24 protein-coding genes and 1 pseudogene are annotated in these 24821 nt (G+C 57.5%); 20 read left to right on the forward strand and 5 right to left on the reverse strand.

Annotated elements, in window-relative coordinates; translation table 11 throughout:
- Nucleotides 1–69 precede the first annotated feature (69 nt).
- On the forward strand, nt 70–903 hold the full coding sequence (locus HW273_RS03325; protein WP_179010428.1) for a pectinesterase family protein: 834 nt from the start codon (nt 70–72) through the stop codon (nt 901–903).
- A 7-nt stretch (nt 904–910) separates the two neighbouring features.
- Here HW273_RS03325 and citX read toward each other — a convergent pair whose 3' ends face one another.
- Complete coding sequence (gene citX, locus HW273_RS03330; protein ID WP_179010429.1) at nt 911–1420, reverse strand: citrate lyase holo-[acyl-carrier protein] synthase; 510 nt, start codon at nt 1418–1420, stop codon at nt 911–913.
- 303 nt (nt 1421–1723) lie between these two features.
- Between citX and HW273_RS03335 the strand changes: the two genes are divergently transcribed.
- The 3 genes from HW273_RS03335 (at nt 1724) to HW273_RS03345 (ending at nt 4358) form a co-directional block, all read left to right on the forward strand.
- Nucleotides 1724–2185: a DUF6553 family protein gene (locus HW273_RS03335; RefSeq protein WP_179010430.1), complete on the forward strand. Its 462-nt coding sequence runs from the start codon at nt 1724–1726 to the stop codon at nt 2183–2185.
- A gap of 280 nt (nt 2186–2465) precedes the next feature.
- A complete protein-coding gene (locus HW273_RS03340) occupies nt 2466–3563 on the forward strand; it encodes a sugar kinase (RefSeq protein ID WP_179010431.1) in 1098 nt (365 codons plus the stop codon).
- A 165-nt stretch (nt 3564–3728) separates the two neighbouring features.
- Nucleotides 3729–4358 carry a YczE/YyaS/YitT family protein gene (locus HW273_RS03345; RefSeq protein WP_243206735.1) on the forward strand — a complete coding sequence of 210 codons (630 nt, stop codon included), beginning with the start codon at nt 3729–3731 and terminating at the stop codon, nt 4356–4358.
- A 10-nt stretch (nt 4359–4368) separates the two neighbouring features.
- Here HW273_RS03345 and HW273_RS03350 read toward each other — a convergent pair whose 3' ends face one another.
- Nucleotides 4369–5043, reverse strand: a complete 675-nt coding sequence (locus tag HW273_RS03350; protein ID WP_243206736.1) for a Crp/Fnr family transcriptional regulator — start codon at nt 5041–5043, stop codon at nt 4369–4371.
- Between the two features lie 222 nt (nt 5044–5265).
- Here HW273_RS03350 and hcp point away from each other — a divergent pair, with 222 nt between their 5' ends.
- The 5 genes from hcp to HW273_RS03375 all read left to right on the forward strand — a co-directional run bounded on the left by hcp (nt 5266) and on the right by HW273_RS03375 (nt 10951).
- Nucleotides 5266–6903, forward strand: a complete 1638-nt coding sequence (hcp, locus tag HW273_RS03355; protein ID WP_179010433.1) for a hydroxylamine reductase — start codon at nt 5266–5268, stop codon at nt 6901–6903.
- Between the two features lie 104 nt (nt 6904–7007).
- A complete protein-coding gene (locus HW273_RS03360; protein WP_179010434.1) occupies nt 7008–7607 on the forward strand; it encodes a uracil-DNA glycosylase family protein in 600 nt (199 codons plus the stop codon).
- 236 nt (nt 7608–7843) lie between these two features.
- Nucleotides 7844–8407 carry a GNAT family N-acetyltransferase gene (locus HW273_RS03365; protein WP_179010435.1) on the forward strand — a complete coding sequence of 188 codons (564 nt, stop codon included), beginning with the start codon at nt 7844–7846 and terminating at the stop codon, nt 8405–8407.
- A gap of 196 nt (nt 8408–8603) precedes the next feature.
- Nucleotides 8604–9920: a replication-associated recombination protein A gene (locus HW273_RS03370; RefSeq protein WP_179010436.1), complete on the forward strand. Its 1317-nt coding sequence runs from the start codon at nt 8604–8606 to the stop codon at nt 9918–9920.
- A gap of 137 nt (nt 9921–10057) precedes the next feature.
- A complete protein-coding gene (locus HW273_RS03375) occupies nt 10058–10951 on the forward strand; it encodes an LptM family lipoprotein (protein WP_179010437.1) in 894 nt (297 codons plus the stop codon).
- Nucleotides 10952–11039: 88 nt separating this feature from the next.
- Here HW273_RS03375 and dtd read toward each other — a convergent pair whose 3' ends face one another.
- Together dtd and HW273_RS03385 are read right to left on the reverse strand one after the other, a co-directional pair.
- Nucleotides 11040–11495, reverse strand: coding sequence for a D-aminoacyl-tRNA deacylase (gene dtd, locus HW273_RS03380; protein ID WP_179010438.1), 456 nt, complete (start codon nt 11493–11495; stop codon nt 11040–11042).
- An 18-nt stretch (nt 11496–11513) separates the two neighbouring features.
- Nucleotides 11514–11693, reverse strand: coding sequence for a DUF4250 domain-containing protein (locus tag HW273_RS03385; protein ID WP_179010439.1), 180 nt, complete (start codon nt 11691–11693; stop codon nt 11514–11516).
- 346 nt (nt 11694–12039) lie between these two features.
- Here HW273_RS03385 and HW273_RS03390 point away from each other — a divergent pair, with 346 nt between their 5' ends.
- From HW273_RS03390 to HW273_RS03415, 6 genes are all read left to right on the forward strand, one after another.
- Entirely contained in the window at nt 12040–12459 is a 420-nt protein-coding gene (locus HW273_RS03390; RefSeq protein ID WP_179010440.1) for an HIT family protein, read from the forward strand.
- Nucleotides 12456–13532, forward strand: coding sequence for an undecaprenyldiphospho-muramoylpentapeptide beta-N-acetylglucosaminyltransferase (locus HW273_RS03395; protein ID WP_179010441.1), 1077 nt, complete (start codon nt 12456–12458; stop codon nt 13530–13532). Before HW273_RS03390 ends, HW273_RS03395 begins: the two co-directional genes overlap by 4 nt.
- Nucleotides 13533–13560: 28 nt before the next feature.
- Nucleotides 13561–14265 (forward strand): 5'-methylthioadenosine/adenosylhomocysteine nucleosidase, encoded by a 705-nt coding sequence (locus HW273_RS03400; protein ID WP_179010442.1) that lies wholly within the window; start codon nt 13561–13563, stop codon nt 14263–14265.
- A 57-nt stretch (nt 14266–14322) separates the two neighbouring features.
- A complete protein-coding gene (locus tag HW273_RS03405) occupies nt 14323–15669 on the forward strand; it encodes a glucose-6-phosphate isomerase (RefSeq protein WP_179010443.1) in 1347 nt (448 codons plus the stop codon).
- An 8-nt stretch (nt 15670–15677) separates the two neighbouring features.
- The gene (locus HW273_RS03410) at nt 15678–16364 is read left to right on the forward strand and encodes a YjjG family noncanonical pyrimidine nucleotidase (RefSeq protein WP_179010444.1); all 687 of its coding nucleotides are present in this window, start codon (nt 15678–15680) and stop codon (nt 16362–16364) included.
- A gap of 124 nt (nt 16365–16488) precedes the next feature.
- Nucleotides 16489–16866 (forward strand): desulfoferrodoxin family protein, encoded by a 378-nt coding sequence (locus HW273_RS03415; RefSeq protein WP_179010445.1) that lies wholly within the window; start codon nt 16489–16491, stop codon nt 16864–16866.
- Between the two features lie 45 nt (nt 16867–16911).
- Here the strand turns inward: HW273_RS03415 and HW273_RS03420 are convergent, their stop codons facing one another.
- The gene (locus HW273_RS03420; RefSeq protein WP_179010446.1) at nt 16912–17175 is read right to left on the reverse strand and encodes a hypothetical protein; all 264 of its coding nucleotides are present in this window, start codon (nt 17173–17175) and stop codon (nt 16912–16914) included.
- A 244-nt stretch (nt 17176–17419) separates the two neighbouring features.
- Here HW273_RS03420 and HW273_RS03425 point away from each other — a divergent pair, with 244 nt between their 5' ends.
- The 5 genes and pseudogenes from HW273_RS03425 to HW273_RS03445 all read left to right on the forward strand — a co-directional run bounded on the left by HW273_RS03425 (nt 17420) and on the right by HW273_RS03445 (nt 24569).
- Nucleotides 17420–18514 carry a hypothetical protein gene (locus tag HW273_RS03425; protein ID WP_179010447.1) on the forward strand — a complete coding sequence of 365 codons (1095 nt, stop codon included), beginning with the start codon at nt 17420–17422 and terminating at the stop codon, nt 18512–18514.
- Nucleotides 18515–18561: 47 nt separating this feature from the next.
- Complete coding sequence (locus tag HW273_RS03430) at nt 18562–19977, forward strand: undecaprenyl-phosphate glucose phosphotransferase (protein WP_179010448.1); 1416 nt, start codon at nt 18562–18564, stop codon at nt 19975–19977.
- Nucleotides 19978–19995: 18 nt separating this feature from the next.
- The gene (locus HW273_RS03435; protein ID WP_179010449.1) at nt 19996–21885 is read left to right on the forward strand and encodes an LCP family protein; all 1890 of its coding nucleotides are present in this window, start codon (nt 19996–19998) and stop codon (nt 21883–21885) included.
- 57 nt (nt 21886–21942) lie between these two features.
- Nucleotides 21943–23631: an O-antigen ligase family protein gene (locus tag HW273_RS03440; protein WP_179010450.1), complete on the forward strand. Its 1689-nt coding sequence runs from the start codon at nt 21943–21945 to the stop codon at nt 23629–23631.
- Nucleotides 23632–23698: 67 nt separating this feature from the next.
- Nucleotides 23699–24569, forward strand: a pseudogene (locus HW273_RS03445) (KilA-N domain-containing protein).
- Nucleotides 24570–24821: the final 252 nt, after the last annotated feature.

Raw genomic sequence — 24821 nt, forward strand, 5'->3', positions numbered from 1 at the left:
CAGTAAGGAAAAGAAGCTTGTACGAAGACAGCGCAGAAAAGCGCGGTGGGAAACGGAAAGGGACTGCCTATGCCGCAGATTGTGATTTCAGAGAGAAACAGAATTATCGAGGGGATGCAGTATACCGGAGCCCTGTCTGCGTACCTGCCGCATCCGGACGGGAGACCCTATCATACCTTCCGGAGCTATACAGTGCTGGCGGACGGAGAAAATCTGACCTTCCGTCACTGTCGGATCGAGAATACAGCGGGGCGGGGCATAGAGGCGGGACAGGCGATCGCCCTCTATCTGGACGGAGACGGGATCGTGCTGGAGGACTGTATCCTGCGGGGGCATCAGGATACGCTCTTTCTGGCGCCGCTGCCGGAGCGGGAGCGGGAAAAGGACGGCTTCCTCGGACCGAAGCAGTTTCTGCCGCGGACGCCCCGGGTCTTCCGCTTCCGGCGCTGCCGGATCGAGGGCGGTGTAGACTTCATCTTCGGGGGCGCGGAGGCGTACTTCGATGACTGCGAGTTCCGTTCCGTGGAGCCGGGCTTCGTTTTTGCGCCCTCTACACCCGAGGGACAGGAGACCGGCTTCGTCGCGAGAAACTGCCGCTTTACCTGTACGGAGACGGTGCCGGACCGCTCCTGCTATATCGGACGTCCGTGGCGGGAGCATGCACGGCTTCGCCTCGAGCACTGTGAGCTGGGACGGCATATCCATCCGCGCGGCTTCGACGACTGGGGAAGGGCGGAATGTCACGCGACCGTGCGCTTCGAGGAGATCGGCTCCTACGGACCCGGTGCGGAAAATGCAGACAGACCGGATTACATCCTTAGATCGGAGAGCTGTATGCACGCGCACTCTCCTGCCGTCGGGGCTGCTGCGGGGATTTCCGCAGCAGTCCCGGGTGTCGGGTAATGGAAGGTCAATCCCGGAGGAAGTCCCGGAGCAGGGCTTCGATCCGTTCCTGCATCTCCGCGACGCTGTGGCGGCGGGAGTGCGCGCAGTCCTGCGCCGGGCCGCCGCAGATCAGACAACGGCGCTGTGTGGGACGGGAAAGTTTCCTTCCGCTTCGATCGATCACATCGATGTCGAAGAGCCGTCCGAGCGGATGATGCTCCTCGATTCGGACGGACAATGCCTTCAGAGCCGAGGGTTCGGCATCGACGGCGTAGAGCAGCTCGTCTCCGGTCTTTTCATGACGCTCCGCCTCCCTTCGGATCGGGAGGCCCTGCTCGTGCAGCGCGGTGCGGAGCGCCTCCCTTCCGGAGAGAAAGGCGCGGAGAAGCGCTGCGTTGGTTTTCACCGGCCCCGGGATGTTCATGGAAAAGGACAGCAGGGGGCAGCCGGTTTCCATGAGAAACTGCCGCTGCCGTGCAGCGCGCGCCTCACGGCATTCCAGCATATCGGTCAGGATCACTTCGATTCCGGTCATGACTTCCTCCTCTTTCGTCACGTGACTTTTTCAGCGGCATTCGCCTAAAGTTTAGACGGATTTTCCTTCCTTGTAAAGACGCGGAAAAGACGTTATCATAAGAGAGAGCAGCGAATTGCGAATGGCTTAGCTGAATACTTGCGATTTTTGGGATAACGGTTCAGCTGAGCAGATCTTCATGACCGTTATGGCGGAAGAACTGTGATTTTTTAGAGAAACCTTGATGAAATCAGGAAAGCTGCGTGCCCATGGCACGGGAGTCATGAATATCAGTATTTCATTAGAGTTCGGGAGGGAAAAGAAATGCTTTTGGAGCCGCAGAGGACGGAAATAGAGGATTACCAGAAGAAATATATCGCTGCATGGATGAACATCCTGATCGAGGGGCGCATGGGAACGAGCTTCCTGAACCGGGGACGGGTCGAGAGGCGGCTGCAGAGCTTCTACGCGGAGCTGGATCTCGAGGAAGAGACAGAGGCAGAGGCGCGGCGGGAGCGCTGGGAGCGCTTCGCGGCGCTCTGGATCGAGACCTGTGTGCGGGACAGAACCTACAGCTCCGCCGCCTTTGGGATGTTTCATCTGAAGGACGAGACGCTGGCTCGGAAGATCGCGGCAGAGATCGACGAGGTGACGCGGCAGATCCCTGCCCGACTCGGCATGGAGGAGCGGTGCAGGGAGCTCCGCCGCATATTTATCGGACAGTATCTCCGCATGATTCCGCAGGGGAGGGAGAATTTCCCCGAGGGATCGGAACAGTTCTCGTAGGCCTTCGCAGTTATCCTCTTGTCAGCGGTCATGGCAATCGTTTCTGTTTCAGCGGATTGCGAAAGACGCAACCTGAACGGCTGCGTCTGAAGATCTGCTTGGCGGAATGGTTGCAGGGTAGTTGCATTGGGGAGGCGGTGCTTTCGTCAGTTTTTAGGCTTGTAGGCTTTTTAGGCTTGTGCTATACTTCAAAAAACGGCGCGTAAGCGCTTACACAAATACATTTTGGCATCGTCGGGAATTCCGGCATCTGCCTCGTTGAAATCATTTGGAGGATAGTATGGATTTGAATTTAAGACCAGCAAGCGAATGTAAGTATGATGCGGTTTCTCTCGGAGAGGTGATGCTCCGGCTCGATCCGGGCGAGGGCAGGATTCGTACCGCGAGAGCCTTCCGCGCGTGGGAGGGCGGCGGAGAATATAATGTTATCCGCGGACTTCGTAAGTGCTTCGGACTGAATACAGCGGTTCTCACAGCGCTGGCAGATAATGAGGTGGGCTATCTCGTGGAGGACTTCATGATGCAGGGCGGCGTAGATGTCTCTCTGGTGAAGTGGATGAAGACGGACGGCATCGGACGTGTTTGCCGGAACGGTCTGAACTTCACGGAGAGAGGCTTCGGTATCCGCGGTGCGAAGGGCTGCTCTGACAGAGCCAATACCGCGATCTCCAAGGCGACGCCGGAGGACTTCGATTTCGACTATATTTTCGGAGAGCTCGGCGTGCGCTGGCTGCACACCGGCGGGATCTATGCCGCTCTCTCCGAGCAGGCTTCCGCAACTGTGGTAGAGGCGATCAAGACCGCGAAGAAGTACGGCACGATCGTTTCCTATGATCTGAACTACCGCCCGTCCATGTGGTCTGCGATCGGCGGACAGGAGAAGGCACAGGCGGTGAATAAGGAGATCGCGAAGTATGTCGATGTAATGATCGGCAATGAGGAGGACTTCACTGCCTGTCTCGGCTTCCAGATTGAGGGGCAGGACGAGAACCTGAAGGAGCTGAATCTCGAGGGCTACAAGAAGATGATCAACGAGGCGGCGAAGACCTATCCGAACTTCAAGGCAGTGGCGACGACGCTCCGTACTGTGAAGACGGCGACCGTGAACGACTGGTCGGCGCTCTGCTGGGCAGGCGGTGAGATCTATAAGGCGAAGGACTACAAGGGGCTCGAGATTATGGATCGTGTCGGCGGCGGCGATTCCTTCGCTTCCGGGCTGATCTACGGGCTGATGACGACCGGAGATGCGGAGCTCGCGGTGAACTATGGTGCGGCGCATGGCGCGCTTGCAATGACGACGCCGGGCGATACGACCATGGCGCGGAAGAGCGAGGTCGAGGCGATCATGGGCGGCGCCGGCGCGAGAGTGCAGAGGTAAGAGAAAACGACCGGGAGGAAAGAGAGCCTGTCTTTGTGGAGACGGGCTCTCTTAATTTGCCTCCATGCCGAAAGCCTGGGTGCCATCAATCGCATCGTTCTGTGCTTCTGGACAATCCGGCACTTCTGTATTATGATGAGAAAACGTTGTGAGAGGGAGAGTGCTATGACAAGGAGAATCATCGGAAGTATAGTGGGGACGGTTATCATTTCGATGGGCATCTCGATCTTTAAGGAAGCGATGCTCGGCATCGACGCGATCAGCGGACTGAATATGCGGATCGCAGCGCTGCTCGGGCTGCGGCTGGGAGTCATGAATCTGATCACGAATTCCGTCTTCTTCCTCCTGCAGTTCCTCTTCGGGAGAAGATATATCGGGCTGGGAACGGTGGTCAACGGCGTGGGCTGCGGCTTCATTATCGAGTTTTTCTACGAGGGCTTCATCGTCCCGTTCTTCGGGGTGCTGGATTCGATGCCGCTCCGACTGCTCTTCGTGCTGCTGGGCGTGCTGGTGATTTCCGTCGGCGTTTCGATCTACCAGACGGCGGATCTGGGGGTTGCGCCATACGACTATCTCTCGATCGGACTTCGCGATCATACGCCGCTGCCGTATTTCTGGTGCCGGATGGGGACGGACTGCAGCTGCGCGCTGCTAGGCTTCCTGCTCGGCGGATGCGGCGTGGGGCTCGTGGGACTGGGTACGGTGGTCTGCTCGCTGGGGCTCGGCCCCTTCATCCAGTTCTTTAACCGGGTGCTGTCGGAGCGGCTGCTCCGCTATCAGGCGGCATGGGAATGAAGTATTTCGCTTATTTTTTCAGAACGAAGGTATTTTTATCGAAGTCAATGATGCCCTGCTCCCGCAGATTGGAGAGCTCCCGGGTCATGGCGCTCCGGTTCGTACAGAGGAACTGCGCCATATCGGTTCGGCTCAGGCTCAGCGTGATATAGCGGCTGTTCTGCTTCTGCGCCTGCATGGAGAGGTAAGCAAGAATCTTCTCCCGGAGGGAGCTCTGTGAAGTGACCTCGATCTTTTCCATCAGCTGCCGGTTCTTCCTGCCGATCAGATCGAAGAGGTTTTCGATCAGCTGGTAGTGGAAGACGCAGCGGTTCTTGCAGACGTGGATCGCCTTGTCGAAGGAGAGGAAGAGCACCTCGGTGGCAGTGCTCGACACGAAGGTGACATAGGAATCCTCCTCCTGCAGGGCAGAGAGGCTCTCTCCGAAGATCTCGCCCTCGGACATATAGGTGAGCAGAGTATCATTGCCCCAGACATCGGTCTTCAGCATGTGAACCGTTCCCTTCAGCACGATGCCGACATGCTGTCCCCTTTCGCTTCTAAGACGGATATGCTCGCCCTTTTTATAGGAATGCACATAGCTCCGCATGCAGAACAGCAGTGCATCCAGATTTTCGAGAGCTATCCCCTTAAAAAGCGGGACATCCCTATATTTAATCGACGTATCCTGTGCCGCCTTCGTCATTTCTTTTCCTCCTGCCTGTATCCTTTGTCCTTTGCATCGCCTCGTGCGCGGATACTGTTCTGCCAAACATAGTATAGATAGTATAGGACAAAACATGTTGCCTGCGCAACATTAAAATATAAAATCCGTGTTATTCTATGCAAGGATTCGCCGGAGAGCTGCGAAGAGTCCGTATTGCATCCGGCGAACAGAGCTTCATTGCGTCGAAAACAGGAGGAAAAGATGGAGAACAAAATGTTTTGCTACCAGTGTCAGGAGACCGCTGGCTGCAAGGGCTGTACGGTACAGGGTGTATGCGGAAAGACGGCGGAGACGGCGGGACTGCAGGATCTTCTGATCTATGTAACCAAGGGACTTTCCGCGGTGACGACCGCGCTTCGCAGGGAGGGAAAAGAGGTTTCTGCTGCGGTAAATCACATCGTATCGGTGAACCTTTTTACGACGATCACCAATGCGAACTTCGATGATGCTGCAATCATTGCCCGGATCCGGAAGACGCTGGAAGAGAAGCAGAGACTGCTCTCTCAGCTTTCGGATACCTCTTCCCTTCCGAAGGCTGCGACTGCGGATTTCACGGAGGCGGAGTACAGAGAGGCGGCGAAGCACGTAGGCGTGCTCGCGACGGAGAATGAGGACCTGCGTTCCCTGCGGGAGCTTATCACCTATGGGCTCAAGGGACTGTCCGCCTATACCAAGCACGCCAATGCGCTGCTGAAGGACGATGAGGCGGTGGATGCCTTTATGCAGGAGGCGCTGGCGAAGACGCTGGATGACAGCCTCTCTGTAGAGGAGCTCGTGGCGCTGACGCTGGAAACCGGCAGGTTCGGCGTGCAGGGCATGGCGGATCTGGATGCGGCGAATACCGGCGCATACGGCAACCCGGAGATCACCACGGTAGAGCTGGGCGTGCGCAAAAATCCGGGGATTCTGATCTCCGGGCATGACCTGAAGGATCTCGAGATGCTGCTGGAGCAGACCGAGGGAAGCGGCGTCGACGTTTATACCCATTCCGAGATGCTTCCGGCACAGTATTACCCGTTCTTTAAGAAATTCCCGCATTTCGCCGGAAATTACGGCAATGCGTGGTGGAAGCAGAAGGAGGAGTTTGAGAGCTTCAACGGCCCGATCCTGATGACCACGAACTGCATCGTGCCGCCGAGGGCAAGCTACAAGGATCGGCTCTGGACGACCGGCGCGGCAGGCTTCCCGGGATGTCGGCATATTTCCGGAGAGTACGGTGAGAAGAAGGACTTCTCCGCGCTGATCGCGCAGGCGAAGACCTGTCCGGCTCCGACAGAGATCGAGACCGGCAGCATTGTCGGCGGCTTCGCGCATGCGCAGGTATTCGCCCTCGCGGATAAGATCGTAGAAGCGGTAAAGAGCGGTGCGATTCGGAAGTTCTTCGTCATGGCAGGCTGTGACGGACGGCAGAAGGCGCGGAACTACTATACCGATTTCGCGGCGGCGCTTCCGAAGGATACGGTAATTCTCACCGCAGGCTGTGCGAAGTACAAGTACAACAAGCTGAACCTCGGAGACATTAACGGAATTCCCAGAGTGCTGGATGCAGGACAGTGCAACGACTCCTACTCTCTGGCGCTGATTGCCCTGAAGCTGCAGGAGGTATTCGGGCTTTCGGATATCAACGAGCTCCCGATCGCATTCAATATCGCATGGTACGAGCAGAAGGCGGTTATCGTTCTCCTTGCGCTTCTCTACCTTGGCGTGAAGAATATCCACCTCGGTCCGACGCTTCCGGCGTTCCTTTCCCCGAATGTGGCGAAGGTGCTGGTAGAGAACTTCGGCATCGCGGGCATCGGTACGGTAGAGGAGGATCTGAAGCTCTTCGGTGTAGCCTGAGGCTCCCCCTGTGGTGCCTCTCCGGTGAGGAGAGCTTGGAGCGGTTCAGGGCAATCGCCTGCGATTGAAGCTGCTTAAGGGCAGGGAGCGAAGGAGGAAATAGTATGGGAGAAGCTGGTAAAATTGAGGAAATCATTCGAAGACTCGAGGCTGACCCGCGGAACCGCAGCTATACAGACCGCGGAATCCCGCCTGTCTTTCAGCTCAGCCCGGAGGCGCGCATCCTGATCGTAGGGCAGGCGCCCGGAAAAAAGGTGGAGGAGACACGCATTCCCTTCAACGACAAGTCCGGAGAAAAGCTGATGCAGTGGCTGGGGATCGACAGGGATACCTTCTATTCGGACAGGATCGCGATTCTGCCGATGGACTTCTATTATCCCGGTAAGGGGAAAACCGGAGACCTCCCGCCGAGAGACTTCATCGCCAGAGAATATCATGAAGAGCTCCTGTCCCTGATGCCGGGGCTCCGGCTGAAGATCCTGATCGGCAGCTATTCGACGAGGTATTATCTGGGAAAGCGGGCGGAGCGGAATCTGACGGAGACGGTTCGGAATTACAGGGCATATCTGCCGGCGTATTTCCCCATCGTGCATCCGAGCCCGCTGAACTTCCGCTGGCAGAGGAAGAATCCGTGGTTTTTGGAGGAGGTAATACCGGCACTGCGGGAGCGGGTCGGGCAGATCCTGCAGGAGGAAAAAGCATAGGGCGGGGCGCTGTATCCGGAGGATGAAATCTTTTCCTGCGATTTCACAGAAAAAGATTTCCACCATTGACAAAAATTCTACATTGTAGTATTATGGTTCCATGTTTGGATTCACTTTTTAAATTCGGCGAACAGGTTTAATCGACCCTTACTACTCTATACGGCAGAAGCCCCGACGAGATCTCGTCGGGACTTTTGCTATATAAACTGTGTGTGAAGGATGCAGGGGGGAATGAGATGAAGCACAGAGGAACGGTTAGAATCGAGACCGAGAGACTCATTCTTCGGAAATTCACGGAAAAGGATACGGCAGCCGTTTTCCGCAACTGGACTTCCGATGATAAAGTCACCGAGTTTCTTCGCTGGACAACGCACAAAGACATGGAAACCACTCGAAGGGTTCTGGAGGAATGGGCGGCAAACAGCGAAAGGGAAGATTTTTACCAATGGGCAATCGAATTCAAGGAGCTTGGGGAGCCTGTCGGCTCTATTTCTGTTGTAGACAGAAACGAACGGCTGAATATGCTTCATATCGGCTACTGTATCGGCAGCAGGTGGTGGCATCGGGGGATTACCAGTGAAGCCTTTTCCGCCATTATTCCGTATTTATTCGAAACGGTCGGAGCGAACAGAATCGAATCGCAGCATGATCCGGATAACCCTAATTCGGGGAATGTAATGAAAAAATGCGGTTTGAGATACGAGGGAACGCGCAGACAGGCAGATTACAGCAATCGAGGCATCGTCGATGCCTGTATGTATGGTCTTTTGCGGGAGGAATGGAGAAAAAAGCTCGGCTGACAAGCTTCGGCAGGTGAGAATACCTGATGACTCTGTTCCTCACGCTGCCGAAAACTACAGATACGGAATAGTGTCCGAAGAAAGGGCGCTTAAGAGGCAGAAGGCTCCCCTGATCCGAAATCGGGGGGGCAGAAGGATCGCGAAGGACTGCGGGGCGCATAAGCGCAGCGGCTTTCGCAGAAGGATGGGAATGGCTATGGATCTCTTTGAATACATGGCTGAACAGAAGAAGGCGGAGGAAGCGCCGCTTGCCTCCCGGATGCGGCCGGAGACGCTGGACGAGCTCGTCGGACAGCAGCATATCATAGGGAAGGGCAGGCTGCTATACCGGGCGATTCAGGCGGATCAGCTCGGCTCCCTCATCTTCTACGGACCGCCGGGCACCGGCAAGACGACGCTGGCGAGGGTGATTGCGCATACGACGAAGGCGGACTTCTGCCAGCTCAATGCGACGGCTGCAGGGAAGAAGGATATGGAGGAGGTGGTCGCGCGGGCGAAGAACAATCTCGGCGGCTATCAGCGAAAAACCATTCTTTTCGTGGATGAGATTCACCGCTTCAATAAGGCGCAGCAGGACTACCTCCTGCCCTTCGTAGAGGACGGCACGGTGATTCTGATCGGGGCGACGACAGAGAATCCCTACTTCGAGGTGAATGCCGCGCTGCTTTCCCGCTCCCGGATCTTCGAGCTGAAGCCGCTTTCCGAAGAAGATCTGGGTGTGCTTATGGACAGGGCGATCTCGGACAGCCGAAGAGGTGTGGGAGCGTATCATGCCGTTATGGAGGCGGAGGCGCGGCAGTTTCTCGCACGGGCAGCGGACGGAGATGCCCGCGCAGCACTCAATGCGATCGAGCTTGCCGTGCTGACGACGGAGCGCGCCGCGGATGGGAAGATTCACATTACAACGGAGGTCGCAGCGGAGTGCATACAGAAGCGGGCGCTGCGCTATGACAAGGACGGAGATGCCCATTATGACACGATTTCCGCCTTCATCAAGTCGATGCGCGGCTCCGACCCGGATGCGGCGGTCTACTACCTTGCCCGTATGCTCTATGCCGGAGAGGATATCAGGTTCATCGCGCGCCGCATCGTGATCTGTGCATCGGAGGATGTGGGGAATGCAGATCCGAATGCGCTCTGCGTTGCGACCAGTGCCTTCCTCGCGGTGGAACGGGTCGGGCTGCCGGAGGCGGAGCTGATCCTCTCGCAGGCAGTCTGCTATATCGCCTCTGCGCCGAAGAGCAATGCCTGCACCACGGCGATCTATGCTGCGAAGGAGGCGGTGAAGAAGCATGGCAGTCTGCCTATCCCCCCGCATTTGCAGGATGCACATTACCGGGGGCATGCGGCGCTCGGGCGGGGGATCGGTTACAAATATCCGCACGATTATCCGGGGCACTGGGTGGAGCAGCAGTATCTGCCGGATGCGCTGAAGGGTACGAGCTTCTATGAAGCGCCGGAACGCGCAGATGCCTGCCGGAGGCGGAGCGGATCCCGTCAGGAAAAGGTATAGTGCCTTTTTCTTAGGAAATGATTACACAAGACGGAATATTCTCGGAAAGACGAGACATTTTCGGGAAACGGTGGTAAGCTTTCGAGGTCGAAAACGGCAGAAGAATCCGGAATGAGCCGGAGTAAAGAGGAGAGAAGATGAAAAGGATTTTAATGATAGGGATGGCGGCAATGCTGGCGATGACCGTCGCTGCCTGCGGAAAGAAGGCGGCTCCCGCGGAGTCCGTGGAGTCCACGGCTGCCGGAAGCGCTGAGATCGAGTCCTCGGAGGCGGTCGGAGAGAGCGTGCTGACGGCGACGGTGCAGAAGCTGGCAGGAGATACGCTTTCTGTAGAGCTGGATGACGGACAGTCTATGAGCTTCGATATCTCCGGCGCGGCGGTAAGCAAGGCGTGGGAGCTGATGCCGGGGGATCAGGTAGATATCGGCTATGACGGAGAGGATCCGGTGGACGGGATGGCGGTGAGGTCTGTCGTCGTATCTGTTCCGTTCGAGTATGTGACCGAGGGCTACACGGAGAACAGCACGCTTTACGGTAGGATTGAGGCAGTGGATGAGAAGAGCATTACGGTGCGGGAGCTTCTGGATGAGAGGAAAGAGGGCGCTCCGGAGACGAAGGATACAGCATCTGTGACGGAGGAGGATTTCCTCGGGGAGAGCTACACCTTCGCGCGTGCGCCGTATGAGACGACAGTGACGAAGGATGGCGTGAAGCCGGGAGCCTATGCCCAGATCAGCTACCTCGGCGAGCTGACGAAGGATCCGGTTTGCTTCCGGATCTGCACGGAGGACATGGAGGAGGATCCGGCGGCGGAGCGTATCGGAATCAGGGGAAAGGTGGAGAAGGTCGAAGACGGCGTGATTTATCTCAGAGCGTCGGAGGATACGGAATTCAGGTTTACGACCGCGGGGAACGAAGAGCTGCTGAAGCAGGCGGACATGCTTAAGGGCAGAGAGGTCGTGCTGAACTTCTCGGATTCCCTCCGGCAGAGAGTCGCGACTGCGGACAGCATCGAGGAAATCAAAGTGTAGATCATTCGTTCGATACGGATGCGAAAGAGCCGCCGAAGAGGGCTGCCTGCGGGCATGCCCTCTTCGGCGGCTCTTTCGCTCCGGACAGCTAGCGGTAACCCAGCTCCTCCGAGTCATAGAGCAGGGTGAAGGGGCCGTCATTCAGGAGCCGTACCTTCATATCCGCGCCGAAGCGTCCTGCCTCGACCGATCCTGCTTCCGCGCGGCAGCGCTCGAGAAAGTACCGGTAGAGCGCTTCGGCGTGCTCCGGAGCGCCTGCCCCCGTGAAGCTGGGGCGGTTTCCCCGCCGGCAGTCTGCGTAGAGCGTGAACTGGCTGACGACGAGGAGCTGTCCGCCGACGTCCGCGAGGCTCAGATTGGTCTTGCCGTTCGCGTCCTCGAAGATCCGTGCGGCGAGTACCTTTCGCACCATCTGATCGGCGATTTTCTCATGATCCGAGGCACTCACCCCTAACAGGAGCAGAAGCCCCCTCCCGATCGAGCCGAGCAGCTCGCCCTCTGCGGTGACGCTCGCCTCGCGCACCCTCTGTACCAAACAACGCATCGTTCCTCCCTTCCCGAATCAGCGGAACTGATTCTGCTCCGCCTGATAGTGATAGTCGATCTGTCCGAGCTTCTCTGTAAGCGCCACTCTGTCGAGCTCGAGATCCTCGCAGAGCGCATCGAGACTCGGATAGCAGTCCCGCAGCTTCAAATTCAGGAAGCTCAGGAGCAGAAAGGGATCCTTGGGGATAGCAGACATGATTCACCTCCGAATACCTGCGGTCAAGACTTGTTTCATCTCAGCAGAGAAAGTATAATCAGTGTATAAGTCCCCCGTCAGGCGCCGGAACAGCCGCCGTGTTTACACGAGCGGAAGATCCGGCATCTGACGGGACAACAGGGATGAGCAAAAAAGCAGCGCGAACGAAGAGAGCGATGCGATTTGCGAATTGCTGTTGTCGGCACGAAAGCTGCGAAAGCAGCGGAGTGCCGTGAGGGACTTATGCACGCGGTAGCACGCCGGAACAGCCGCCGTGTTTACACGAGCGGAAGATCCGGCATCTGACGGGACAACAGAAATGATATAACAATGAGGAGTATAACATATGAGAGAGCAAAATTGTATTTTCTGTCGTATCGCAAACGGAGAAATTCCGTCGACGACGCTCTATGAGGATGCGCGCTTCCGCGTGATCTTCGATCTGAGCCCGGCGACCCGGGGGCATGTCCTGCTTATCCCGAAGGAGCATTACGCGGATCTGACAGAGCTGGACACGGAGACGGCGCGGGAGGTGCTGCCGCTTGCCGCACGGATCGGCAGGGCAATGAAGGCAGGACTCGGCGCGGCGGGCTTCAACCTCGTGCAGAACAATGGAGAAGCAGCGGGACAGACCGTGCGGCATTTCCACCTGCACATCATCCCGCGCTACGGCGCGGGAGAGGAGCTGCTGCTCTGGAAGCCGGGAGAGTCCACGGCGGAGGAAAGGGAGGCACTCTCTTCGCGGATGGGGGAATATCTTCGATGAGCCTTCACAGAATCGTACTGACCGGAGGCGGCACCGCCGGGCATGTGACGGCGAATCTCGCCCTGCTGCCGCGGCTTCGGGAGATGGGCTGTGAGATCCGCTACATCGGCTCCCATGACGGGATCGAGCGGAGGCTGCTCACAGAGGCGGGCGTTCCCTATCGGAGCGTCGATACCGGGAAGCTCCGGCGTTACCGGGATCTTCGTAATCTGACGGATCCGTTCCGGGTGCTCCGGGGCGTTTTTCAGGCACGGCGGCTCCTTCGGGAATGGAGACCGGATCTCGTATTCTCGAAGGGGGGCTTCGTGGCGGTTCCGGTCGTTTGGGCGGCACGGCTCCTGCATATTCCCGTAGTGAGCCATGAGTCGGATATGACGCCGGGGCTCGCCAACCGGCTGACGCTCGGCTGCGCGTCGAGGATCTGCTGCAACTTCCCGGAGACGGTGCAGCGGCTCCCCGCGGGGAAGGCGGTGCTGACCGGCTCTCCGATCCGGGAGGAGCTCCTCAGGGGGAGCCGGGAGGATGGGCTCCGTAGGTGCGGCTTCACCGGGGAGAAGCCCGTGCTGATGGTCATCGGCGGAAGTCTGGGCTCGGTCGCGGTCAATGAAGCGGTGCGGAAAAATCTGGATACGCTGCTCGCGGACTTCGATATTGTCCACCTATGCGGCAGAGGGAATCTCGCAGCATCGCCGGACGGCCGTCCCGGCTACCGGCAGTACGAGTACCTGACAGAGGAGCTTCGCGACGTATATGCGATGGCAGAGCTTGTCATCAGCCGTGCCGGCGCCAATGTGATCTGTGAGCTGCTCGCGCTCCGGAAGCCGAATATCCTGATCCCGCTCCCGCTGGAGGCATCCCGCGGGGATCAGATCCTCAATGCCCGCTCCTTCGAGCGGCAGGGCTTCAGCCTCGTGCTCGATCAGCATGCGCTGGAGAGGGAGGCTGGGCTTTTGCCGGAGGCGGTGCGTGCCGTATATGAGAGACGGGATATGTACAGAGAGACGATGGCGCACGCAGATGCCGCAAACGGGGTCTCGGCGGTGCTCCGGGTGCTCTGCGAGACCGCGGGATAGTCGGCGTATCGCCGCAGGGGGGAAGAGTATGAAAATAGGAATCATCGGCGCGATGGAGGAGGAGCTCAGCCGTCTCAGAGAGGCGCTCTCGGAGGGGACAGAAGAGGAGAGGGGCGGGCTCCGCTTCTTCTCCGGGAAGCTTTCCGGCAGGGAGGCGGTGCTGGTTCGCTCCGGCATCGGCAAGGTCAATGCGGGTGCGTGCACGCAGCTTCTGATCGATCGCTTTCAGGTGGACTGTGTCATCAATACCGGCATCGCAGGCTCGCTGGATCCGGCGATCGACATCGGAGATATCGTCATCTCGGAGGATGCGGTACAGTATGATGTGGATGCGACGGGCTTCGGCTATGCACTCGGGGAGATCCCGCGGGTCGGCAGACTCGCTTTCCCGGCGGACGGCAGACTGATCGCCGCGGTGGAGGAGGAGAACCGCCGCATCAACAGAGAGATCCATACCTTTATCGGCAGGGTATGCAGCGGAGACCGCTTCGTGTCTGATGCCGAGACCAAGGACTGGATACGCCGCCATTTTCAGGGGAGATGCGTCGAGATGGAGGGGGCGGCGATCGCGCAGGTCGCGACGCAGAATCAGGTTCCCTTCGTCATTATCCGTGCGATTTCGGACAAGGCAGACAATTCTGCGCTGCTGGACTACCCGAGCTTCGAAAGGCAGGCGATCGCACACTGCGTGCGGCTGACGGAGGCGGTCGTTGCAAGGTTTGATTATGCTTGAAAAAAGCTTTTTCTGATGTTATTCTTTTCACAAACACGGGAAACGGAGGAGGAAAAGATGAGTGGAGTAAAGTTTGATGTAACGAAGGCGAGACCGTTCATTTCCGAGGAGGAGCTTCGGAATTTCAAGGCGCAGACCGAGAATGCGGCGAGGACGCTGCTGGAGCGGAGCGGTGCCGGAAATGATTTCCTCGGCTGGATCGACCTTCCGGCAGAATATGATAAGGAGGAGTTCACCCGCATTAAGGCGGCGGCGGAGAAGATCCGCCGGGACTCGGAGATTCTGCTCGTGATCGGCATCGGCGGCTCCTATCTCGGCGCGCGCGCAGCCAATGAATTCCTGAACAGCTGCTTCTACAATGAGCTCCCGCGGAAGAAGCGGAATGCGCCGGAGATCTACTATGTGGGGAATAATATTTCCTCGAAGTACATTCGGAATCTCGCGGAGCTTCTCGAGGGGAGGGACTTCTCCATCAATATTATCTCGAAGTCCGGAACGACCACCGAGCCGGCGATCGCCTTCCGCGTTTTCAAGGAGCTGCTCGAGGAGAGGTACGGAAAAGAAGCGGCGGCGAAGCGTATTTACGCGACGACAGACAGGGCGAAGGGCGCGCTCAAGCAGCTCGCGGACGAGCAGGGTTATGAGGAGTTTGTGGTGCCGGATGATGTCGGCGGACGCTTCTCCGTGCTTACTGCGGTCGGACTGCTGCCGATCGCGGCGAGCGGCGCAGATATCGACGCGCTGATGGCAGGCGCGGCGGCGATGCGAGAGAACTGCCTGCACGCACCGTATGAGGAAAATGACGCATTGCAGTACGCCGCGGCGCGCAATATCCTGCTTCGGAAAAACAAGTCCGTGGAGATCGTGGCGAACTATGAGCCGAGCCTGCATTATGTTTCCGAATGGTGGAAGCAGCTCTTCGGAGAGTCCGAGGGGAAGGATCAGAGAGGCCTCTTCCCTGCCGCGGCGGATCTGACGACAGACCTGCATTCTATGGGGCAGTTCATTCAGGACGGCTCCCGCATCATGTTCGAGACGGTGCTCAATATCGAAGAGTCCCCGGAGGAGCTCGTGCTCCGGGAGGAGCCGGTCGATACCGACGGCATGAACTATCTTGCCGGCAAAACCGTAGACTTCGTCAACAAGTCGGCGATGAACGGTACCATCCTCGCGCACACGGACGGACAGGTTCCGAACTTCGTGGTGGAGATCCCGAAGCAGGACGCATATCATCTCGGAGAGCTCTTCTACTTCTTTGAGTTTGCCTGCGGTGTCTCCGGTTATCTGAACGGCGTGAACCCCTTCAACCAGCCGGGCGTGGAGAGCTACAAGAGGAATATGTTCGCGCTCCTCGGGAAGCCGGGCTATGAGGCGCTCTCGGCAGAGCTTCGGAAGCGGCTGTAGGAGCGGATATGATTACGACGATTCTGTGGGATATCGACAATACCCTGCTGGACTTTCAGGCTGCGGAGCGCACGGCGCTCGCAGCCTGTTTTGAAACGGCGCGCTTCGGGGCGCTCACGGAGGAGCTGCTTCGGCGCTACACGGAGATCAATCGGCGCTGCTGGGAACGGCTGGAGAGAGGCGAGCTCGAGAAGCCGCGGGCGCTGATCGGGAGATTCGAGGATTTCTTCGCGGAATGCGGGTTCCCTGTAGAACGCGCCGCGGCGTTCAATGAAGAATATCAGCGGCGTCTCGGCGATACCTGCGTCTTCATGGACGATGCGGGAGAGCTTTTGCGGAGGCTGAAGGAGCGCGGCTATCGGCAGTACGCCGCAACCAACGGTACGCTGACCGCACAGGAGCGGAAGCTGCGGAATTCCGGACTGGATCGAATTCTGGACGGCGCCTTCATTTCCGACCGGATCGGCTATGAGAAGCCGACGGATGGCTTCTTCGAGCATATTTTCCGCACACTGAGGGGCGTTCCGGCGGAGGAAATGCTGCTCGTCGGCGACTCCCTCACGAGTGATATCCGGGGCGGTGTGCTGCATGGGATCCGTGCTGCATGGTACAACCCGAAGCGGCTGCCGAATGAGAGCGGCATCCTGCCGGATGCGGAGCTTGGAAATCTCTGGGAAGTCTGGGGGCTTCTGTAGTGCGGCATCCTGTCGGACGGGATTGTAATATAGCGTAAGGAATGCTATAGTCTGTACAAAGAAGCGCGCAGGAGAACGCTTCTTCGCACAGGGAAGTCTTATTTCATGAAGGAGGACGAGCACGATGTTATTCTACAGATGCAGCCGCTGCGGCAATTTCATTACCTTTCTGACGGAGAAGACGGCAGTGACGCCGGTATGCTGCGGGGAAACCATGACGGAGCTCACGGCGAATACGACAGATGCGGCGCAGGAGAAGCATGTTCCGGTGCTGGAGCGGAGCGGGAATACGGTGACCGTGAGAGTCGGCTCGGCTGCGCATCCTATGCTTGACGCACACTATATCCGGTTTATTATCCTGGAAACGAACAAGGGGTACCAGAAGAGAGACCTTAAGCCGAATGAGGCGCCCTGCGCAGTGTTTGCGCTGGCAGAGGGAGAGGAGCCGACAGCGGCATATGAGTACTGCAATCTTCATGGGCTCTGGAGGGCGGAGCTTTAAGCGTAAGGAAGAGGGCTGTATCGTTTCGACGCAGCCCTCTTTTCTTTATTCCTCGATCACCTCGATCCGGAGAAGGGCAAAGGGGATTGGCTCAACGAAGCTGTCTGCGCGGAAGTCCGTTTTGCTCTTCTGCTGAAATTCCCGTATATTGCTCTCCAGCCAGATCGGTACGGCGAGATCCAGATACTCGCAGATTTCCTGCAGGGCAGCGAAGACCTTCTGCGTCCGGGACAGTCCGCCGGACTGCCGGGAGACGCAGCTCCGAAGCAGTTTTCCGTCCTGATATAGTGCGCCGCTCATTCGAAACATGGAAGCCCCCTCTCTCACAGTCTGTTCGCTGCTTTTCTCAATTTTCTCAGGAATATATCTGACAGGTTCAGCTAAGCAGATCTTTATGGCTTAGCTGAAGCTGTTACGAATATATACGAATCCCGAGGCTTTTGCAAGTTTCATGGAAATTTATTTCTTTGTTCATAATTTATTAAAAAAAAACAGGTAAACTGAAACACATTGTATATAGGATAGCTTGTATCCTGGGCAAAGGGGAGATGGTATGGGACAGGAGCTGGAGAACCCACAGGCATTTCTGACAGACGCGCAGATTGCGGTCGCAGAGTATCAGACGGCACTGGAGAGGCTGTCTGCACAGCGTGAGCAGGAGAAGCAGCTCGAGCGGGATCTGGAGGCGCTGCGGAGGGAAACGCGGGAGAAGATCGAGCGGACGGTTCGCGCCCGCGGAGAGGAGATCGCGGCGACCTATAACCGCCAGCTTTCCCAGATCGATACGAAGCTGAGGAGAGTGCAGCAGCAGAGGGACAGGGCGAAGAGCCAGGGGATCAAGGGACGGATCTCTGCAGAGACGGAGGAACTCCGGCAGGAGAATAAGGATCTTCGGCGGCAGCTCGCGGCGATACTGAAGAAGGACGGCGCGCCGGTATTCTGCCGGACGGGGCTGTTCTACACGCTTTTCCGCCCGGGCAGCCTCCCGGAGCTCCTGGGGCTGCTGCTCGCCTTTCTGTTTTTCTTCGCAGTGATTCCGATCGGCATCTACCTCTTCCTGCTTCCGGAGAGACGGATGCTCTGGTTCTCGGCGGTTTATCTCGTGGATATTCTTTTTTTTGGCGGGCTCTATGTCCTGATCGGGAACCGCACCAATGGGAAGCATGCTGCGGCGCTTCGGCAGGGGCAGGAGATCCGGAAGCGGATCCGGCTGAACCGGCGAAGCATCCGCGGCATTATCCGGGGGATTCGGGGCGATGCCAGCGAGGAGGGCTATCATCTCGAGGAGTATGACGACGAGCTTGCCCGGGGACAGCAGGACCGCAGCGAGGTCATCGCGAAGAAGCAGAGTGCGCAGAATACCTTCGAGAGTGTGACGAAGAATATCATTACAGATGAGATCGAGACAGCGGGCCGTCCGCGGGCGGAGGAGCTTGCGGAGAAGCTGCGGGAGGCGCAGTCCCTCCGCGCAGAGCTGGAGCGGGACGAGAAGGAGCGCGCGATCCGCCTCTCCCGGGACTATGAGCAGTATCTCGGGAAGACGCATATGAATGAGAAGGACATCGGGCGTATCCGCGATATGCTCGTGAACGGGCAGGCAGTTTCTCTGATCGATGCCGTAACGAAGCTGGACACTCCTCTTTCTTAAGAATTCCTTTATTTTCATGCCCCTGTAACTGTTGTATAATCCTTAGCATGATTAAGGATATGCAAAAACAACTGAACCGGCTTCATGTTCTGCTGGACGCGCTGACGCTGGCACTCTCCTACCTGCTGGCGTGGTATATCTTGATAAAAACCCGGATCTTCCCGGAGGGGCACGGCGTCCTTCCTGCCCGGGTTTATTTTACTGCTCTCCTGCCGATCGTTCCTGCCTACCTGCTTCTCTATTGGATCTTCCGGCTCTATGTCCCGAAGCGGACGGTTTCGAAACGGCGGGAGCTCTGGCATATCCTGCAGTCGAATCTCACAGGGCTCCTGCTTATCACCTCGGTGCTCTTCATCTTCCGGAAATCCGGCTATTTCAGCAACTTCAGTACGCGGATGATCGCCGCCTTCGCGGTATTCAATACCGTGCTGCTCACGGTGGAGCGCTTCGGCATCCGCTTCCTTCTCTCGAACCTCCGGCGGCGGGGCTTCAATCAGAAGCACATCATCCTGGTCGGCTTCTCGGATGTCTCGGATCGCTTCATCGACGCCTGCCGCAGAAATCCGGACTGGGGCTATCACATCTACGGCATCGTAGACGACCTGACCGAGTGCGGCAGTGCCTACCGGGATATCCGTGTGATCGGGCGGATCTCGGATCTCGAGGGGCTGCTCTCGCACAATACCATCGACGAGATCGTCATTACCCTGCCGCTCGCGGCATACGGCAAGCTTGCCGGCATTGTCTCGGTCTGTGAGAAGTCCGGCGTGCATACGAAGTTCATCCCGGACTATCTGAATGTCATCCATTCCAGACCGGTGCCGGAGGATATGGACGGGCTTCCGGTCGTGAATATCCGGAATGTCCCGCTGACCGAGCCGCAGAAGGCATTGATGAAGCGGCTGGTGGATATCGCCGGCGCGCTCTTCGGCATTCTCCTCTTCAGCCCGCTCATGCTGCTCACGGCAATCTGCGTGCGGCTGAGCTCGCCGGGGCCGATCATCTTCAGGCAGGAGCGGGTCGGGCTGCATAACAAGCCTTTCATGATGTATAAGTTCCGCTCCATGGTGCAGCAGAGTCCGGAGGATGAGAGGAGGGGCTGGACGACGCCCCATGATCCGCGGGTGACACGGATCGGCAGATTCATCCGGCGTACCTCCATTGATGAATTCCCCCAGTTCTTCAATGTGCTGCTGGGCGATATGTCCCTCGTGGGACCGCGGCCCGAGCGGACACAGTTCGTCGAGATGTTCAAGGAGGAAATCCCGCGCTACATGGTCAAGCACCAGGTGCGCCCGGGGCTGACCGGCTGGGCGCAGGTCAACGGGCTGCGCGGGGACACCTCGATCCATGAGAGGGTGCGCTACGATCTCTGGTATATCGAAAACTGGACGATGGGACTTGACATCCGAATCCTGTTTATGACAGTATGGAAAGGCTTTGTGAATAAAAACGCTTACTGATTACAGAAGAGGAAATCTATGGCTTTAGATCATAACAAGGGGGGCAGACGCCCCTACAGCGGCATGTCGGAGTCTGCGGGGCTCCCGCCGCAGGATACAGAGAAGCGCTATGACCGTTCCGCCGGCGGGCATGCGGCGCAGGCGTCCGCTCCGGAGCATGCGGCGAAGCCGCGCCGTGTGACGGCATGGAACAGCGAGCCCTCCGGGACATATTCGGCTTTCGGCAGCGAACAGCCGCGGCAGGCGTCCCCTGATATCCTGCGGATCAATTCTCCGCAGGAGGGCAGCGCGGAGGTCGAGCGTGAGCGGGTGCGCAGGACGGCGAAGAAAAAGAAGAGCCTCCGCCGCATTCTTCTGATAGCAGTCGTAGAGCTCCTGACGCTGGTCGTCATTTTCTGTATCAGCTTCGTAGTGCGTTACATGAATATGACGCAGGATCTGGGCTTCGATGTGCAGAAGGTCAGAAATACCAATCTGGATATCACGAAGCAGCAGCAGATGAAGGGCTACTGGACGGTAGCGGTTTTCGGTGTCGATTCCCGTGACGGAAACCTCGGCAAGGGTGCGCTCGCGGACGTGCAGATCATCGTCAACATTGACATGGGAAGCGGCGAGATCAAGATGGCGTCTGTTTACCGGGACAGCTATCTGAATACCGGCAAGCGCTACGCGAAGATCAACGAGGCGTATTCCATCGGCGGGCCGGAGGGTGCGGTTTCCGCCCTCAACCGGAATCTGGATCTCGACATCCAGAACTACGCGACCTTCAACTGGAAGGCAGTCTATGATACGGTCGAGATGCTCGGCGGCGTCGAGGCGGACGTGACGAAGGGGGAGCTCAAGGAGATTAACGCCTATATCACGGAGACCGCGCTTGAGGCGGGGATCACGAAGAATCCGGCGGCGCACTATCTGAAGGAGACGGGGCAGCAGCATCTCGACGGGCTGCAGGCAGTGGCCTATGCGCGGCTCCGGCACGCGGATACCGACTTCAAGCGGACAGAACGGCAGCGGGCGATCATCCAGCAGCTTCTGGACAAGGCGAAGAAGGCGGATCTCGCGACCCTGACCTCCATTATCAATACCGTACTGCCGCAGATTTCCTTCAATATGGATGCGGGCGATATCCTGCAGCTCGCGAAGGGCGTCAGCCGCTATACGATCGTCGGCAGCACCGGCTTCCCGACCGACCTGAAGACCCAGATGATGGGAAAGAAGGGAGACTGCGTCATTCCGACGACGCTCGCCTCGAATGTGACGGCGCTGCACGCCTTTCTCTTCAATGACATGAACTATAACCCCTCCTCCGCGGTCTGGACCTACAGCCAGAAGATCGCCGAGGACAGCGGCAATTACAAGTCCAGCGCGGAGGCATCCGCGGCGGATAAGAAGGCGGCGGCGGATAAGGAGAGCCGTGAGGCGGAGAGCGCGAAGAAGGCTGCCGAGGAGGGCGGAACAGAGAGCAGCAAGGCGCATAAGGAGTCGGAGACCGACCGCTTCGGCAACGTGATCGAGACGACGAGGAAGTCCGGACTGCCGTATGAAACGGATGCGGACGGCAACCTCATCGAGGGGAGCCGCGGAGCGCACGAGACAGACCGGAACGGGAATCTGATCGATGCGGACGGCAATATCATCCGGGAAACGACCGCCTCCGGGAAGAACAGTACGAAGGAGAGCACGGCGAAGGAAACGACGAAGGAAGCGGAGCTGACCGCCGCGGATCCGGCGAACAGCCAGAGGGAGAGCGGCAGAGACCGCACGCCGGGAACGACGGAGCCGGAGACCGTAGCGCCGCGTCCGGGCACGAGCACGACGACGACCGCGGCTGCGCCCGTGAGCCCGGGCGGGAGTACGGCTGCTGCGGGAGCGAATGACGGGAACGGACCGGGGACTATCGTCGAGTAGAGGATGACATAGCGGGATATTTGCCCTGCTTTGAGGAAGGAAAGAGGAGAAGAGGACATGAGAGCAGCAGGGAAAAAGGGAGAGAAGGCAGGACTTGCGGAGAAGCTGGCAGAGCTCTATGTCCTGCTCATGCTCGGCATCTTCCCGCTCTATGCCAGATACGGCTTCCTCTGCGATATCGCAGCGAGCTTCGGTATCGAGTGGAAGGGCTATTATTTTGACATCCTCTCGGCGAAGTTCGGCTTTTTCTGGAAGCTGACGCTCCTTTTCCTGCTTCTTACGGTGGGCGCGCTCCTGTACCGGCGGACCGGCGGGAAAGCCGCAGACGGCGCGGGGCAGCTCCCGAAATCAGGGAAAGCCGCAGGCGCTTCGAAAACAGGGGTGCTGCCGCGCTGCCGTGCATTCTGGGAGCGCCTCTCGGGAACAGATAGGTTCTTCGCCGCCTTCCTCCTGATCCATCTCCTCTCCATGGCGCTCTCCGGCTATCCCTATGAGACCTGGTGGGGCAGCCTCGGGCGGAACATGGGCGTGCTGATGTGGCTTTTGCTCTTCGGCGCATACTGCATGCTTACGCGGCTGTACCGCTTCCGCCGCTGGCATCTCTCCGTCTTTCTGGCTTCGATGCTCCTGCTCGAGCTCTGGGGCATGACGGACTTTTTCCACAGGGATCTCTTCGGCTTCTTCCGGGAGGTGGAGGACTGGGGCGCGCAGCAGACCTTCGCCTCGTCCATCGGAAATATCAATTCCTATACCGCGCTGACCGGCTTCGCGTTCTCGCTCTCGGCAGTGCTCTTCATCCTCGAATCGGACTGGAGAGCGCGGCTGCTCCCCTTCCTCGGCACAGCAATCGGCGCTGCTGCCACGATTATGGGGATGAGCGACAATGCGGTGCTTTCCATGGGGACGGCACTGGCAGCGATTCCGCTCCTCCTCCTCCGGACGCGGGACGAGCTTCGACGCTACCTCCTCGTGCTTGCCGTCTTCTTCGCGGCAATGCGGCTCTCCGGCTGGGTCACGACCCTCGGGCTGTATCTGCAGGCACAGGAGGGAGATATGGGCCTGCTGCTCCGGATCGGGCGGACGGCGCTCTCCGGCTATCTCGCAGGAGGGCTTCTCCTGCTGTCTCTCGGGCTCTCCGCCATGGAGCATTTCCGGGGAGGAGACGGGCAGAGGACGGCAGACAAGGGAGACCCGCTCCTGCGGCTTCTGCGCCGTATGCTCTGGGTGTTGCTTCTCATCGGGCCTGCCGCAGTCATTTTCGTGCTCTGGGACGCCAACAGAGGCGGACACCCTGCGCTCTGGGCGCCCTACAGGGGCTTCCTGATTTTCAACCGGAGCTGGGGCACCGGGAGAGGGCTCGCCTGGTCGATGGCACTTGACTATTTCTTCAGGGAAATGCCGCTCTGGCAGAAGCTGCTCGGCTATGGCCCCGAGACCTACTATATCATAACGATGGATCATTTCCGGGCGCTGATGAATGCCTATGGCTACGGCATGTTCGACAATGCACACAATGAGTACCTGAACCTCCTCCTGACGGTCGGTCTCTCCGGGATGCTCTCCTATCTCGGCATGCTGCTCTGCACGATCCGGCAGCTGCTCCGGAACCGTGCCGCAGCCTCCCGCGCCGCAGCGATCGCGCTCTGCGCCTACAGCGTGCAGGCGCTGGTAAACTTCGCCGTGCCCTTCGTCCTGCCGCTCGTCCTGCTCGTGAGCTGGATCTGCCTGCGGGCGCGGGAAGGGTAAGTGAGAGCCGTTTTTGACGCTATTATTTGAGGAGACTCGATCGGAAAAGAAAGGCGGGATAAAATCGGTGAAAAAGACAGCGCTTATAACTGTGCAGAATGTTCCGGTGACGATCCTGTACATTGATCAAAAAGATTATATCAGCCTGACAGATATGGCGAAAGCACGCACCGATGATATAAGGGCGGCAGATGTGATAAAAAACTGGCTGCGAACGCGTGCAACCTTGGAGTTTCTTGGAACATGGGAGCTCATGTATAATGTCGATTTTAAAGTGGTCGAATTCGACCACTTTAAAAGTGAAGCTGGTCTGCATACCTTTACTCTCAGCGCGAAGGAATGGATTGAGCGTACAAATGCAATTGGCATATATGTACAGGCTGGAAGGTACGGTGGCACATATGCGCATAAGGATATTGCCTTTGAATTTGGTTCTGCAATCAGTCCTGTTTTTAAGCTTTATCTGCTGAAAGAATATCAGAGGCTAAAGAATGAGGAAAATGATCGGCTTAAACTGGAGTGGAGTGCAAAAAGATTTTTATCAAAAAGTAATTATCTAATTCATACCGATGCGGTAAAACGATATGTGCTGCCCCGGAATAATTACAGGAAAGACAAGGAATGGCTTGCTTATTCAGATGAAGCAGATTTGTTGAACGTGGTGCTTTTTGGATGTACTGCAAAAGCATGGCGTGATGCAAATCCGGATTTGGCAAAGAATAGCAATATTCGTGACTATGCTTCCATTTCAGAGTTAACAGTGCTCTCTAATTTGGAAACACATAATGCGGAGCTGATTAAGCAGGGATATAAAAAAGAAGAACGCCTGGGGGATGCTACAGCAGATTGCGCAGTATCAGCTACGTGTCCTCACAGAGGCAGAAGATATCCGGTATTTGTCGAAATCAGCCGAAAATGAGACCACAGACAGAGAATAAATCACTTGCATTTTTAGGGGAAAATGCTACAATACAATCAATTCTTAGGAAATCCTTAAAAAGAAGCTTAAGAATTACGTAATAATTCGAAAAGACTTTGTTATGTACAAAGCGGAAACGAAGAGTTATTATGGGGAAGAACAGAGGGAGATCACTCCGACTTCATGGAAAATATCGGAATTATTAAGGAAAAGCTTGAATAATTCCCCGTCGGAGAGTATAATCGCCCCGTGACTTGGGCTTGTAGGGAGC

Source organism: Oribacterium sp. oral taxon 102, assembly GCF_013394775.1.
In the GTDB taxonomy this organism is placed as follows: Bacteria; Bacillota; Clostridia; order Lachnospirales; family Lachnospiraceae; genus Oribacterium.

Excerpts from the sequence above, each read along its gene's own strand:
- HW273_RS03345 (WP_243206735.1), top strand. The coding sequence starts at position 3,729 with ATGACAAGGAGAATCATCGGAAGTATAGTGGGGACGGTTATCATTTCG.
- HW273_RS03385 (WP_179010439.1), bottom strand. The coding sequence starts at position 11,693 with ATGTCTGCTATCCCCAAGGATCCCTTTCTGCTCCTGAGCTTCCTGAAT.
- HW273_RS03350 (WP_243206736.1), bottom strand. The coding sequence starts at position 5,043 with ATGACGAAGGCGGCACAGGATACGTCGATTAAATATAGGGATGTCCCG.
- HW273_RS03430 (WP_179010448.1), top strand. The coding sequence starts at position 18,562 with ATGATTAAGGATATGCAAAAACAACTGAACCGGCTTCATGTTCTGCTG.
- HW273_RS03400 (WP_179010442.1), top strand. The coding sequence starts at position 13,561 with ATGAAAATAGGAATCATCGGCGCGATGGAGGAGGAGCTCAGCCGTCTC.
- HW273_RS03410 (WP_179010444.1), top strand. The coding sequence starts at position 15,678 with ATGATTACGACGATTCTGTGGGATATCGACAATACCCTGCTGGACTTT.
- citX (WP_179010429.1), bottom strand. The coding sequence starts at position 1,420 with ATGACCGGAATCGAAGTGATCCTGACCGATATGCTGGAATGCCGTGAG.
- HW273_RS03425 (WP_179010447.1), top strand. The coding sequence starts at position 17,420 with ATGGGACAGGAGCTGGAGAACCCACAGGCATTTCTGACAGACGCGCAG.
- HW273_RS03360 (WP_179010434.1), top strand. The coding sequence starts at position 7,008 with ATGGGAGAAGCTGGTAAAATTGAGGAAATCATTCGAAGACTCGAGGCT.
- HW273_RS03440 (WP_179010450.1), top strand. The coding sequence starts at position 21,943 with ATGAGAGCAGCAGGGAAAAAGGGAGAGAAGGCAGGACTTGCGGAGAAG.
- HW273_RS03405 (WP_179010443.1), top strand. The coding sequence starts at position 14,323 with ATGAGTGGAGTAAAGTTTGATGTAACGAAGGCGAGACCGTTCATTTCC.
- HW273_RS03370 (WP_179010436.1), top strand. The coding sequence starts at position 8,604 with ATGGATCTCTTTGAATACATGGCTGAACAGAAGAAGGCGGAGGAAGCG.
- HW273_RS03340 (WP_179010431.1), top strand. The coding sequence starts at position 2,466 with ATGGATTTGAATTTAAGACCAGCAAGCGAATGTAAGTATGATGCGGTT.
- HW273_RS03420 (WP_179010446.1), bottom strand. The coding sequence starts at position 17,175 with ATGTTTCGAATGAGCGGCGCACTATATCAGGACGGAAAACTGCTTCGG.
- HW273_RS03390 (WP_179010440.1), top strand. The coding sequence starts at position 12,040 with ATGAGAGAGCAAAATTGTATTTTCTGTCGTATCGCAAACGGAGAAATT.
- HW273_RS03365 (WP_179010435.1), top strand. The coding sequence starts at position 7,844 with ATGAAGCACAGAGGAACGGTTAGAATCGAGACCGAGAGACTCATTCTT.
- HW273_RS03335 (WP_179010430.1), top strand. The coding sequence starts at position 1,724 with ATGCTTTTGGAGCCGCAGAGGACGGAAATAGAGGATTACCAGAAGAAA.
- HW273_RS03435 (WP_179010449.1), top strand. The coding sequence starts at position 19,996 with ATGGCTTTAGATCATAACAAGGGGGGCAGACGCCCCTACAGCGGCATG.
- HW273_RS03415 (WP_179010445.1), top strand. The coding sequence starts at position 16,489 with ATGTTATTCTACAGATGCAGCCGCTGCGGCAATTTCATTACCTTTCTG.
- HW273_RS03375 (WP_179010437.1), top strand. The coding sequence starts at position 10,058 with ATGAAAAGGATTTTAATGATAGGGATGGCGGCAATGCTGGCGATGACC.
- dtd (WP_179010438.1), bottom strand. The coding sequence starts at position 11,495 with ATGCGTTGTTTGGTACAGAGGGTGCGCGAGGCGAGCGTCACCGCAGAG.
- hcp (WP_179010433.1), top strand. The coding sequence starts at position 5,266 with ATGGAGAACAAAATGTTTTGCTACCAGTGTCAGGAGACCGCTGGCTGC.
- HW273_RS03395 (WP_179010441.1), top strand. The coding sequence starts at position 12,456 with ATGAGCCTTCACAGAATCGTACTGACCGGAGGCGGCACCGCCGGGCAT.
- HW273_RS03325 (WP_179010428.1), top strand. The coding sequence starts at position 70 with ATGCCGCAGATTGTGATTTCAGAGAGAAACAGAATTATCGAGGGGATG.